Origin of the sequence: Shewanella surugensis, assembly GCF_023284005.1 — a bacterium.
GTDB lineage: Bacteria > Pseudomonadota > Gammaproteobacteria > Enterobacterales > Shewanellaceae > Shewanella > Shewanella surugensis.
In genome coordinates this window covers 1-12,663 of the sequence record NZ_JAKIKS010000143.1, presented here as the reverse complement: position 1 = coordinate 12,663, position 12,663 = coordinate 1, and the positions used below count along the sequence as shown (strand labels likewise).

The window sequence follows — 12,663 nt, the reverse complement described above, 5'->3', positions numbered from 1 at the left end:
CCACTCTTCATGAGAACGCTTAGTCATATTAACTCCTGATATCATAGTCAGGGGTTAACATAAGGGATCGATGAACACGGTTGAAGATGTACTTGCTCGGACGGTTACGTTCGAAATATGAGCGGGACAATGTTTAATGCCACTATCGATAACAAGCCATAAAAATGAGTGAATTTGAAAAAATGCATGAGTTTTAAGGTGTTGAATAACGACTCAGTTAATTAACTGAGATTAGCGGTGTTGGGAGTCTGGGCGAAATTAGCCTTATCGCTGCGTTTGCGTGGGTGTCAGAACTAGTGTAAAGCCCAATCAACAGATTTAAAGCAAAAGATGACAATCAACAGCACTGCAATGGTCCAGAGTGAATAAAGTGTCCGTAAACCCGTGAGCCATGAATCCACCATCCCCCTATGCCATAAGCTCGTTCATTAGACACAGGTAACTGTCACTAAATTCACTCAGGACAATGGCAGCTCAGAACAAAATACAGGCAGGCTCCTCCAAGAGGATATTCTCAAAAAACTACATGACGGCCATGTGGTTGAACATAACAATATTATTTTGAATGAGTTTATTAGTAGTCAGCCTGTGGTTGAGCAAGTTCCCGCGCAAGCCGATCCGCTTAATATTGTTTGGCATAAAGCGTTTTGGGTTAACTCCTATATCAATAGTATGAGTTTTTAATTACAGAAATTAGTATTACTAGCCCATTTAGGGTTTCCATTATTATCATAAATAACTAAGTTACAATCGGTTTGTAATACAAGTGTTTGACCTGTTGTTGTCCCTGACGCCCATTTAGGGTTACCATTATTATCATAAATGACGAGGTTGCCATCAGATCCTTGAAAACAAAGATTATGGCCCACATTTTGTGTACCGGTTGACCAAACTGGACTCCAATCGGCAGTATATAGGACTAAATTCCCATCTCCTTGCCAAGCCAGTTTTAAAAAGCCATTGTCGAATACGGTTCCTGTATCGCTTAAGCTTAAGCATTGCGGCGTTGCCTCTGATGAAGGGGAAGGCAAGGTGCCTTTTGACGTTCTCTGTTCATATAGCAGGCCAGTTTCAGTTATGTTGATGTCTAATGTATAAGAAGTATTGTTTGTTGGAGAGGATAAAGTCGATTGGATCAGATAGCCAATGTTATTCGTCGTTTTTTTGTACAAGCTTTTGTCAGTACCGAGATTCCATATGTACCATCCATTATCTTGATTGAAGGGTATTCTATATGCAAGAAAATGATCCCCTGTGTCAGCCTTACTTGGATCAAGTGCATATTGGGCTTCTCCTCCTGCTTTTAATGCATAAAAATCAAACCAAAAATCCCCCGAACCAGGGCTATCACACTTATCAAAAATAGTGCGGCTATCATAAACTTTATAAGTAGCATCAAATGAATAACCACTGTTTGCCCAGTTATTAATATATCCTGTGCTGTCTGTGGGAGTTGTGCAGTATTGCGCTCCGTGTTTTATCTTTATTGGATAATTATTTTCACTGCTATAAGTGATATTAACATCAAGCTTACAGTCAGCACTTGAGCAACATGTACTCCAAGTATCTGTACCATTAGTAAGCCATTTACAAGATGCGTGACTCAATGGTGATACTAAGTTAAGGGATAGCACTATTAATGCTATCGTTAATCTAAGCGGGATTTTTTTATTGAGTGCCATAGTTGAGTTTTATCAAGTGAGTGCTATTAGTTAATAGTAGGCTGTAATTTTAATAATGGATCTTTTATGTTTTTATAGGTGTTAAGTACTTAAGTAAAAGTTTTCAAAGGTTGAATTTAGCCCTTTAGCAAGCAGAAACTCATGTGTTATCAGGTAATAGGCATATTAGGGGAGCTTAAAAATCAAACAGAACACCTGATAACTTCACCTCAGGCACTTAATACTTAGTTAGCCAAGGATTAACATGTTAAATAAAAAGCGTATTACATTACTGTTAATTTTAACGATAATATCTGCTTGTGATAATTCATCTGAAAATGGGTATACGGGTATCAATGTCACAGGCGTTAACACCTGTGCTGACTATAGCTACATAGATCTAAACCCTGATTACCCCGTGTTAGAAGCCACAGACAATGGGAATAACCATTTAGATTGTGCGCTCACCCAACCGAGTATTACCGATAAAATGGGCGGTTATGATGCTGAAGGAGACTGGGTCCCCCCCGGCCAAGATGCAATATACAGACAAAAATATAATCGCGATTTTAATTTTACGAAATTGGAGAATAATGGGGCTGCATTAGTTGAGCAAAATGCCTCATACGCAGCAAAGCCATGGGCTTGTATACGTGATAACATAACAGGGCTGACGTGGGAGGTGAAGAGCCCCGTTGAAAGCAATAACCTACATCAATCCAATGACACTTTTACTTGGCATTCCACGATAGCAATAACCTCGGAGGTAACGCATTGCTATGGTTACGCGTCGGGTGACGTGAATGCGGCTTGTGATGCCCAAGCTTATGTGCATAGAGTCAATGAACAAGGACTATGCGGTCAGCATGACTGGCGTTTACCGACAGCCCATGAATTAGTTAATATTGTTGCAAATGATCGTATTCACCCTGCCATTAACACTGATTTCTTCCCCAATACTATTGATAGTTATTACTGGGTGAATGAGGCGTATCAAGCTTCCTCTGATAGAGCATGGGTCGTTGGCTTTCAACGTGGTCATGTGTTGGCTATCCCTGTGGATAGAAATAAACACATTCGGCTAGTGACTAGTGGAGATTAATGAATCATGAAATTATTTGTTATTTATATCGCGTTATTAATGAGCTCCTTTTTAGCCTATGGAGAGTGTCAAAACTATGACTATTATATTGATAATCAGTATGGCAGTAGTACCCATTTAAGGACACAACTTGAATGGATGCGGTGTCCAGTGGGAATGAATTGGACCCCTGAAGGCTGTGAAGGGGAGGCATCTAGGTTTACTTGGCAGGCTGCACTTGTTTATGCTGCTGATGTCGTATTTAATGACAAAATGGATTGGCGCGTACCGAACAAAAATGAATTACAGTCGATTGTAAATTATTATTGTAATGAGCCTGCCGTGAATGATAACGTCTTTATGGATATCCCATTAAGCGATTATTGGACTTCGACCCATACTGTAGCAGATCATGACAATGTATGGTCAGTGAATTTAGCGATTGGAACCGTCAATACCAGTCCAAAAAATCGGGAGCTATTCTTCTTGCTCGTCAGATAAGTTGATGATGTTCTACTTGATCTAAAGTTGACACAAAATTAAAAGCGGCTGCTAGATTCATAAGGCTGCTAAGGAAAGGGGCTTGTTGCAAAAAATCTATTCGGGTGAACTTTGCTCGATTCTTAGCAAATCATCCGGTGAAAACCATCTCGATATTGAACAACCGATTAATGAAGGCAGATCGCTCCCTCACCACGGTGTCCCGTTCATCATGGCGTAGCCAAAAATCAAATTGCCCCTTGTTGAGCATTCGTAGAAATTCAAAACCCTGAAGGGTTGACCATGCCCGTTTTTTTAGCCGGAAACCACCCGTTGCCTTGACGAGTTTCTTAATGGGAGCATGATCCGACTCTATGCCATTGTTAAGGTATTTAACTTGCCGCTGTTTGACGTCCTGTCGTAGGTGACCCTTCTTCTTCAATCTCGCTATGGCATACGCATAAGAAGCGTGTTTGTCTGTGTTTAATGCCTTAGGTTGCTTGTCTTTTTTGTAATACCTCAAGCATCGCTTCAACAATTGATAAGCCGCATGATTATTACGTTTATGGAAGAAATAACAATCCAGTGTCTCGCCTTGCTTATTGATTGCCCGATACAGGTAATGCCACTTTCCCTTCATTTTAACGTAGGTTTCATCCAACAAGCTAATTTAACAAACACTTCATCCAGTTGACTCGGTGTTAAAAAAGGCAATATATGAGACATCAAAACAGCACCCACACTATTGCTGTCAAACTCTACTTCATTTGGAAATTCAGCCACTTTTTTAGTTAAATATGGCTTTAAATGGATAGGTAAAGAGTCATCAATATACTGCAAATGTTCAACTTCAATATCGCAAGCAATAATATTAATTTGCTGCTCAAAAACGGGGATGCTTGCCACACCGTGCCCTGCACCAATATCTAAAAGTAAGCCTTAAGCCTCTGGAGCAAACGCAATAAAGGCTGAACTCATCTCATTAAGAGAATGCATAAATCCCCGTGTATTCGCTGTTGCTGCAGTAAAACCTGTTTTTGCCTTTATTGCTGACATAGCCACCTCATCACTCATCTTGATACGTAGGCTCCTTTTACAACACTAGGAAAAGGTATACCTTAGTTTTTAATCGAACCCCGCTCCCCTGCGGGCATGACAAGCTTACCGTTATGTCGATTAATCTCCATTAATCTCCATTAATCTCCATTAATCATCACCAGCCTCACTAGTGTTATTCATTCTGATCGGATTAACCTTACCAAGTTGGCGGTAAACTTGCCCGCTGATAATGAATAGCATCATTAACATAAACACTGGGTTAAACCCCATCAAAACACGCATAAACATGCCTCTTTCAACACATAATATGGCCATTATATTCACTCAATTGTCAGTAAGCATGTGATTAAACTTTATTCACATTTGCAGAAAACTAATAGTTTTATACTTTTTATAGAAGAAGATCCGTCGTCATAGGGTTATAACTAGTTCATCGCTTTAACCTGACAAAATAATAAAAATATTAATGAATAGTATGAAAGATAAAACATGAGCTCACTATGAAAAAAATAATACTGACACCTCAACAACAGGTATCTGATTGGCTTGGACAAATTGGAGAACTTATTGGCATCAAACTGCAATTGCAAGACAATGGGCATGCTATACTCCAATGTGGAAACAATACCGCAATCACAATCGAAATCGACTCAATTCGACATTTATTTTATTTTTATTCCACACTCTGTACCCTTCCCTTGGATCCAATAGCAAGAGAACCTTTTTATCGTAAAGCCCTCGAGCTGAATGCTTTTTCTTTCTCAACTGCTGGGGCCGCTATTTCATTGGATCCGAGAAATGAATCAATCGTACTCACTTTCATGGAAAAAATTGATACCGTTAATGTCGATAGTTTTGCAAACTTATTAGAAAGTTTTATCTCATTATCGTTAGAGTTTAATCAAAATAAAGCCTTTGACTTTGATACTACTCAGTCCAATAGGCCTACAGCCATGAATATCATCGTTTAATGAATATCAAACCAAGAAATACATTAAACTGTTATTAATTCAATCTTTTAATCAACCTGTGTCCATTATGACTCAACGCGAGGAGATAATCACATGGTCTCACCTGTACTATCCGGTATCGTTTCACCACAGCCCAATCACGAGCCGCTCATTCAAATTGAAAACCCATCATTATTTAACCCGCAGTCACAATCGACATTGTCAGGACTAAAGCAAATACAATCACAAACTGAATCGAGTGACTCTCTCAGCTTAGGGCAATTACATACTCCAATGGGCGGGCAATACAGTGCAGGTAATCTCATTTCAACCCTAGGACGAGGACCCGGTAATATTCTTCGCGTTTGTGGTGAACCCCTGACCCACTATGCCAGACAGCAATGGGCCAGTGAACCAACAGAAGCTTCCATACTCAATAATGACCGAGTGTTAGGAAAAGCGTTAAACGCTAGCGCTTTTGCGATTGGTTCATTGCTCACAGCCACAGGCAATGTACTCAATGGCGCTGTTGGGGCTGCCGCTGGCGTTATTTGCCTCGCAGAGACCTTATTAACTCGGGTATTCTATGCTTGTCAAGGCCATGACATGAGTGTTAATGCTAGAATGCCGCAACAAGCACTGCCCGATAATCGAGTGCAAGAAGCTTATCATGAGTCTCGACTTTGTGCCTTTATACATCGCCAATTACCGATCAACAGCAAGTTTTTACCCACAAACTCTACAGAAAGTTCCACGTTACCGCCCAACCATCGCATCGCAGAACTTGATGAGATCCCTGAAAAATGGCGACATGCTTTTAACCCTGACACAGGCATCATCACACCCGATACCTGGAGTGGCATTAGTCCAGGGGTTTATATCGACGAAAACAAGTTACCCGCCACTCTAAAATTGGTCTTTCATGGCATCATTGATGCGCCCTCTGGCCGTGCGAGTGTCACAAATAGCTTATTTAGTGACAGTTTTATGCGCACCAGTGCAGAAATAGCAGCAGACTTCAATCGCCATTTAGGGGATACCCAGTCGCCGTTAAACATCAAGCTTGTAGGCCATTCACTTGGCGGCGGTGCTGTAGAATATGCTGGCGCAATGACAGGGATCGCCACCAGTGCATATAATTCCGCAGGATTAAGTGCGTTATCTCGCTCTGAAATTGGCATAGACCGAATTAACAATGCCGATATCACCAATATTAATACCCAAGGTGATTGGGTCTCTCAAACGATGCTGCGTAAGCTTCCCATCATGCCCAGAGCACAAATAGGCGCTAAGCAGTTTATATTTAAAGAAAGTCTCACACGCACAAAGGATGCCCACATGCCTGAAGCCATGAGTGATGGCTTAAAAGAGCGACTACCGCAAAGCAGTACTGGAAGAGTGATTAAATAACAACGAGGCTTATAGCCATGATTGCTGGCCTTTATCGATGAAATGATACAAAACAAAGTAAAAATCATAACTGAACAACAATTAATCCATCATGATGTCCCAACGGTTCTATCATCATACGCGGTAGCACCTCAGCTGCCGCCACTGCTGCTACTGCTACTGCTACTGATAATACAATAACGGTATTAGGGCGTTATTTAATAGAAAACCCCTCAAAAGATTTCGCTTGAATGTAATCCCAAACCACGTCATCCACTTGAGCTTGTGCTGGGCCTTGCTTTAAGTATTCAATAAACGCCTTTAATTGCGACTCTTGGCCCGTTGCTTCAACTTCCACTTCACCCGTTGCAAGATTCTTTGCATAACCACTAATACCCTGCGTTATTGCAGCCTGCTTTGTTGCAGCACGGAAAAAGACCCCTTGTACTCGCCCCGTCACAATCGCTTTTAACGTGCGTACTATCATAGTCACCTTCTGCTTGGATCCGATATTATTAACCCTATATATCAACCCTATATATCAACATTTAGTCGTGAAACTTATCATTACCACATTCTTGGCAATTTTGGCATCAAGTTAACTTTTCATCGCATCAAAGACTTCAGTGGGCATAACAGGCTTACCCTTATCTCGATTAATACACACTATTGTCGTTTGTGCGTCCACAATCAACTTGTTCTCTATAAAAATCTTCTGCTCTGCAATAATTCTTAACCGACCTTGAATATTAAAAGTCGTTTCAACACTAAACAAATCTTCTGAATACAGGGAGGCGTGATATTTTATACACACTTCAGACATGACAAAATCAATGCCTTGCTGTTGATAAGCAATAAAATTGATCCCTAATGTTTTAGATAAAGCGACATGCCGTGCATGTTCAAAGTAATGCAGGTAATTTGCGTTATTCACTATACCTTGGCTGTCTAACTCATAATCTCTCACTTGCCCATGCCAAATACTTTTTTTACCCGACATCATCCACTCACTATCATTATTTCATAATGCATTAGCTTAACAAAAAAGCTGCCTTAATCGGCAGCTTTATTATCGTCAACGACGTTTTACTCATCCCAAGTCTTACATTCAGGTTTTAACGCGACTAGGCCACTTTTTTGGCTTGAGCCTCTTCCTGGCTGGCAAAGTATTCATCAAACGTGCCATGAAAGTTAACCAGCTTTTTGGCTTTCACATCAATAATGCGAGTGGCTAATGAAGCAACAAACTCGCGATCATGGCTGACAAAAATCAACGTACCTTCATAGACTTTAAGCGCATTATTTAACGCTTCAATGGCTTCCATATCCATATGGTTAGTCGGCTCATCCATGACGAGTACATTGATATCCATCATCATCAACTTACCAAACAACAAACGGTTTTTCTCACCACCGGAACAGTTTTTGGCTTTTTTGTTGATGTCATCGTCAGTAAACAATAACCGCCCTAACATGCCGCGCACCATGAGATCATTATGCTTAGGGGTACGCCACTGAGACATCCAATCAAAGAGATTCAAATCGTTATCAAAATCCGCGGTGCTATCTTGTGGGCAATAGCCAATAGCGGCATTTTCAGACCACTTAATGACGCCTTCATTGTGTTGTAATTCATTCACCAAACAGCGTAATAAGGTGGATTTACCCACGCCATTTTCACCGATCACAGCAAGCTTTGCTCCTGCTTCAAGAATAAGTTCGCCACCTTCAAATAACATGCCTTCATCAAAACCATGGCCTAATTCTTCAAGGATCAATGCTTGGCGGTGCATTCTTTTACCTTCTTGAAAACTCAATGATGGCGTCATACGACTGGATGACTTCACGTCGTCCAGTTTAATTTTATCGAGCTTTTTAGCGCGAGAACTGGCCTGCTTAGCCTTAGAGGCATTCGCTCCAAAGCGATTGACAAAATCTTGTAACTCATCCATCTCAGCGCTTTTCTTGGCATTTCCCGCCAATAATTGCTCTTGAATTAACGCCGCCGCTTCCATGTAATATTCATAATTTCCAGGATAAATACGCAACTCACCATAATCAATATCGGCCATATGGGTGCAAACCGTATTGAGAAAGTGTCTATCATGAGAAATGATGATCATGGTGCACTTACGTTTGTTTAATTCACCGCCCAGCCAATTAATGGTGTGAATATCCAAGTTGTTGGTTGGCTCATCGAGCAACAAAATATCGGGATTCGAAAACAGCGCTTGCGCCAGTAAGACTCGCAGTTTCCAACCCGGTGCCACCTGCTGCATTAAACCAAAATGAAACGCTTCTTCAATACCCGCTTCTAATAAAATTTCTCCCGCACGACTCTCGGCGCTGTAGCCATCCATCTCGGCAAATTCACTTTCAAGCTCAGCGACTTTCATACCATCGTCTTCGCTCATGTCAGGCAAAGCGTAGATACGATCGCGCTCTTGTTTGACCTTCCACAGCCGAGCATCACCCATGATCACCGTGTCGATGACACTGTATTGCTCAAATGCAAACTGATCTTGGCTCAGAGTACCGACCTTTTGGCCCGGCGTAATGGATACGTTACCCGAGGTTGGCGCTAATTCACCACTCAAGATTTTCATGAAGGTGGATTTACCACAACCATTAGCACCGATTAAGCCATAACGGTTACCGTTACCAAATTTGGCCGAAATATTTTCAAATAATGGCTCTGGGCCAAATTGCATTGTGATGTTCGCGGTAGAGATCAAAGGAATTTTCCAGCTGTTTACTGATAGGCCCATTTTCTGACAAATGACAAGCAATCAAGCCAACTCAGAATAAGATGTGCGTAAGTATGAAATAAGAGGTCGCGAATTATACAGAGTTTCAGCCAAAAATGTCGAGAATATTACCTATTGATGAGGTAATGGACACTTTTTATTGTTATTATGATTAGGTATGACTCAAGTAACATGACAATGCTGAATTCATGTCACCTTGATATATATTCAGAGCGCATGACTTTATCAATGAGTTAGCTTAATTTTGACACCTTATTTGCTGTATTTGGAACATTCATGATTGAACAACAACAAAATAATCCATTACATGGTCTAAAGCTGGAAACCATGATCACAGAGTTAGTCGATTTTTATGATTGGAAAATTTTATATGCAGCCCTGCGTTTAGAATGTTTTCATCTCAATCCTAGCTTAGCAGCATGTATTAAGTTTCTGAAAAAAACTGAATGGGCTAGAGAGCGGGTGGAAAATTTTTATCTCTACCGTTTCAAGCGTATGCCTAAGGCGACGGCTGCACAATTTGAGCTTAAAGCAAGAGAACGCGGATTTGAAGATGGCATCATGCCCCGTAAACCTCAAGCATTATCCCTTGAAATGGTCGCCCAAATGCGTGCCAAGGCCACTGCCGATTATGAATCAATGAATAATAGCAAAGGCTCTTCTCGTTTTAAAAAGGGTGACCGACCGTCATCTAATGCTGCTAGTTCACGAGCAAAGCGCGCTAACCCCTCACAAGATCCTGATAATCCTTGGGGTAAATAAGTCGATGATTCACCATAGGAGCAATCAACTTGCTCCTATTCATTATTATTCCACCGATTAATTCAAAACCCATATCAGTAAAATATTAGCTACAATAAATATACCTTTAACGGCATCACGTAACTTAGGCTCTGGTATGTATGTTGACTCGAATATTTCTATTGTCCTTTCTATTCCCAATATTATTTATCAACTCACTTCCATTGACTCATGCTACTGAGAATAATTTAACGGGAACTTGGTATACTGCGACTCCCACTCCTTATTTAGTTGAACATACAACAGAGCACCCCTATGGTATGCCGCTCCTCCATCAGGGTAAAAAACTACTAAAACGAACATTATCCTTACAATGGCAACTCAATCAAGATGCTCATGGTCTCATTACGGGGACTAACCATTGGATTAGTTATGATAAAAATAATAAAAAAGTGATTGAAGGTAATGAATCACTCATTGGTGCTTATAAACATAACCATGTGATACTGACTGAATCTGCTGATGATAGTGCCCATGTAATATTCGACATCACTCATGACGCAAATAAAATAATGGGTATTGGTTACAGTGTATCCGGCCCTAAAATGATTGCTTTCCCTTTTGAACTCATTCGAAAGCCAACAAAAAAACTCCAGACCAATAATGACGACTGTAAATAGGTCTAAACCCATTGCCAAGAAAATGACTCATAAAAAACATTGATGATACTTTTTAGAAAAAATATTTCAAAATGAATCTATTTCAACCGTCTATAATTAATATACTTTTTAACTCCTCATGGAAAAGACATGAAAAAAAGTATCGTAATTAAATCTATCCTATTCTTTTTTCTACTGCTTCTAACATACATTTCTCCACTCACTCATGCCACCGAAAACAACGTGACAGGTACTTGGTATACAACAAATCAATTCAGTTATTTAGTCGATAGAACTGAAAACCAACCCTTTTCGGCACCCAATACACATAAAAAAATGACTTTTCATGAACGATATATGACAGTCGAATGGGAGCTTGTTCAACGCCCGGATGGCATCATTACTGGTAAAAGCAAATGGACTACTTATGATACGAAAAAACAAAAATTAATGGATGGAACAGACATCTTACTTGGCGGGATCAATCGTGGCCATATTATCCTTTCAGAAACGTCAGAAACTCATGCTCAACTCATCTTTGATTTTCAATTAGATGATACTAATAAAATGAGCGGTATCGGGTATAACATCATTGGACCAAAAGAAGTCGCAATGCGATTTGAGCTTGTGAGAAAACAATAACGTAAACCTCAATAAAATAAACTCAGTCAATCTCATCACCTGACTGAGTTTATTTTAACCTTTCATGCTAATCATTCTCACCATCATTTCCCCCCTCAGGCAACTGATTTTTATCTTCTTCAGCTTGTTCCTGCTTAAATTTTCTCAATACCATCATACCAACCAGTGCAAATATAATTTCAACCCCCATATAAGTGATCAGCAGCCAATGGGCCACACCATCAATAATAAGACTCGTAGCCCTTCCGACCGCTAACCCCCACATAAAAACAATTAAACTATATAAAGCCGGTGACGTTAAGCCTTTATTGGATGCCCCTAAAATACAAAAAATAATTACCGCTAAATATACCCCCATAATCGCCCGGAAAATATTAATACTATTAATGGTATCCACCGAAAAACCATACAACCAAGGAATGCTGGTTTCTGGTAACACACCGTATGACAGCGCAATCGGAAATAAACCAATAACAGCAATAATTAGAAATATTTTAGCTTGGAACATACGATTAACTCCCACTCACTGAATGATAAGAATAAAATAAAGCCAGCCCCTTAGGGGCATATAAAACCAAACCATAATACCAATGTTCATCAATTTGACTCGCCACCGATAAATGGGGGAATAAACATCTCAGAGGAGGCATTTAAACTGCGATAATTAGTGGTTTCTTCGTACTTTTGGTTAATATCAAGGTATTTTAGGCCCACTTGATAAACAAGCCTGTCCACTGTAGTGATCCCTACCACATTAGTGATCACCGCGGCAGAGTATTGGTTATTCGTCACACCCGCACTGCCTACATTGTCTGCCGTGCCTATTTGCGACAGTACTAATCCTGCGGCCTCAAGTGTAAGGGCCATACACAGACTACACATCCCTATTAATACAATATATCGCACCATATCATTCCTTGCTTTATTCTTTATCATCCTCCTATGTTATTTAGTTGCAGATAACGAAATTAGCAACTGAGTTAACTCATCTAGTGATTTTTAATGTAAAAAAATGCCACACTTAGAAAATGCAGCACTCACCTTTAGAACGCGTTTATTTATTTCATTGAACTTAAAGACTCAACAGGTTCAGCCCAATCATGTTAATTAACCCCGCCGTCATCATCAGGGCGGGAGCATACTTTGTCGGATAATTAACCAAAGAAAACTTTTGCCCTGTAATCATCGTCCCAACTCGCCTTTTTTAGCTTATTTCGCTGACTTGGCGCACCG

The 12,663-nt window shown here is 40.3% G+C and carries 16 protein-coding genes and 1 pseudogene; 8 read left to right on the top strand and 9 right to left on the bottom strand.

Features of this window, described 5'->3' with window-relative positions; genetic code table 11:
• Positions 1-537 precede the first annotated feature (537 nt).
• Positions 538-684, top strand: a complete 147-nt coding sequence (locus tag L2764_RS23185; RefSeq protein WP_248942693.1) for a hypothetical protein — start codon at positions 538-540, stop codon at positions 682-684.
• On the opposite strand, the gene L2764_RS23180 is transcribed toward L2764_RS23185, so the two are convergent.
• Entirely contained in the window at positions 681-1,682 is a 1,002-nt protein-coding gene (locus L2764_RS23180; RefSeq protein WP_248942692.1) for a hypothetical protein, read from the bottom strand. The two genes, L2764_RS23185 and L2764_RS23180, sit on opposite strands and share 4 nt — an antisense overlap.
• A 244-nt stretch (positions 1,683-1,926) precedes the next feature.
• Between L2764_RS23180 and L2764_RS23175 the strand changes: the two genes are divergently transcribed.
• Positions 1,927-2,763 (top strand): Lcl C-terminal domain-containing protein, encoded by an 837-nt coding sequence (locus tag L2764_RS23175; RefSeq protein ID WP_248942691.1) that lies wholly within the window; start codon positions 1,927-1,929, stop codon positions 2,761-2,763.
• Positions 2,764-2,769: 6 nt separating this feature from the next.
• Positions 2,770-3,243: an Lcl C-terminal domain-containing protein gene (locus L2764_RS23170; RefSeq protein ID WP_248942690.1), complete on the top strand. Its 474-nt coding sequence runs from the start codon at positions 2,770-2,772 to the stop codon at positions 3,241-3,243.
• Between the two features lie 130 nt (positions 3,244-3,373).
• On the opposite strand, the pseudogene L2764_RS23165 reads toward L2764_RS23170, so the two are convergent.
• From L2764_RS23165 to L2764_RS23155, 3 genes and pseudogenes are all read right to left on the bottom strand, one after another.
• Positions 3,374-3,883: pseudogene (locus tag L2764_RS23165) on the bottom strand (IS6 family transposase); the annotation flags it as partial.
• Positions 3,859-4,128: a hypothetical protein gene (locus tag L2764_RS23160; RefSeq protein ID WP_248942689.1), complete on the bottom strand. Its 270-nt coding sequence runs from the start codon at positions 4,126-4,128 to the stop codon at positions 3,859-3,861. The gene L2764_RS23160 and the pseudogene L2764_RS23165, both read right to left, overlap by 25 nt.
• 300 nt (positions 4,129-4,428) lie before the next feature.
• Complete coding sequence (locus tag L2764_RS23155; RefSeq protein ID WP_248942688.1) at positions 4,429-4,596, bottom strand: hypothetical protein; 168 nt, start codon at positions 4,594-4,596, stop codon at positions 4,429-4,431.
• A gap of 185 nt (positions 4,597-4,781) precedes the next feature.
• Here L2764_RS23155 and L2764_RS23150 point away from each other — a divergent pair, with 185 nt between their 5' ends.
• Positions 4,782-5,252 carry a CesT family type III secretion system chaperone gene (locus L2764_RS23150; RefSeq protein WP_248942687.1) on the top strand — a complete coding sequence of 157 codons (471 nt, stop codon included), beginning with the start codon at positions 4,782-4,784 and terminating at the stop codon, positions 5,250-5,252.
• Between the two features lie 93 nt (positions 5,253-5,345).
• The gene (locus tag L2764_RS23145; RefSeq protein WP_248942686.1) at positions 5,346-6,641 is read left to right on the top strand and encodes a Tle-like phospholipase domain-containing protein; all 1,296 of its coding nucleotides are present in this window, start codon (positions 5,346-5,348) and stop codon (positions 6,639-6,641) included.
• 193 nt (positions 6,642-6,834) lie between these two features.
• Here the strand turns inward: L2764_RS23145 and L2764_RS23140 are convergent, their stop codons facing one another.
• From L2764_RS23140 to L2764_RS23130, 3 genes are all read right to left on the bottom strand, one after another.
• Positions 6,835-7,107 (bottom strand): acylphosphatase, encoded by a 273-nt coding sequence (locus L2764_RS23140; RefSeq protein WP_248942685.1) that lies wholly within the window; start codon positions 7,105-7,107, stop codon positions 6,835-6,837.
• 111 nt (positions 7,108-7,218) lie between these two features.
• Positions 7,219-7,623 (bottom strand): acyl-CoA thioesterase, encoded by a 405-nt coding sequence (locus L2764_RS23135; protein ID WP_248942684.1) that lies wholly within the window; start codon positions 7,621-7,623, stop codon positions 7,219-7,221.
• 121 nt (positions 7,624-7,744) lie between these two features.
• Entirely contained in the window at positions 7,745-9,355 is a 1,611-nt protein-coding gene (locus L2764_RS23130) for an ABC-F family ATPase (RefSeq protein WP_248942694.1), read from the bottom strand.
• A gap of 309 nt (positions 9,356-9,664) precedes the next feature.
• Between L2764_RS23130 and L2764_RS23125 the strand changes: the two genes are divergently transcribed.
• The 3 genes from L2764_RS23125 (at position 9,665) to L2764_RS23115 (ending at position 11,430) form a co-directional block, all read left to right on the top strand.
• On the top strand, positions 9,665-10,150 hold the full coding sequence (locus L2764_RS23125) for a VF530 family protein (protein WP_248942683.1): 486 nt from the start codon (positions 9,665-9,667) through the stop codon (positions 10,148-10,150).
• Positions 10,151-10,290: 140 nt separating this feature from the next.
• Complete coding sequence (locus L2764_RS23120; RefSeq protein ID WP_248942682.1) at positions 10,291-10,809, top strand: hypothetical protein; 519 nt, start codon at positions 10,291-10,293, stop codon at positions 10,807-10,809.
• A gap of 129 nt (positions 10,810-10,938) precedes the next feature.
• Positions 10,939-11,430 (top strand): hypothetical protein, encoded by a 492-nt coding sequence (locus L2764_RS23115; RefSeq protein WP_248942681.1) that lies wholly within the window; start codon positions 10,939-10,941, stop codon positions 11,428-11,430.
• Positions 11,431-11,497: 67 nt separating this feature from the next.
• Here L2764_RS23115 and L2764_RS23110 read toward each other — a convergent pair whose 3' ends face one another.
• Positions 11,498-11,938, bottom strand: a complete 441-nt coding sequence (locus L2764_RS23110; protein ID WP_248942680.1) for a DUF4345 domain-containing protein — start codon at positions 11,936-11,938, stop codon at positions 11,498-11,500.
• Between the two features lie 89 nt (positions 11,939-12,027).
• Positions 12,028-12,297, bottom strand: coding sequence for a hypothetical protein (locus L2764_RS23105; protein ID WP_248942679.1), 270 nt, complete (start codon positions 12,295-12,297; stop codon positions 12,028-12,030).
• Positions 12,298-12,663 lie beyond the last annotated feature (366 nt).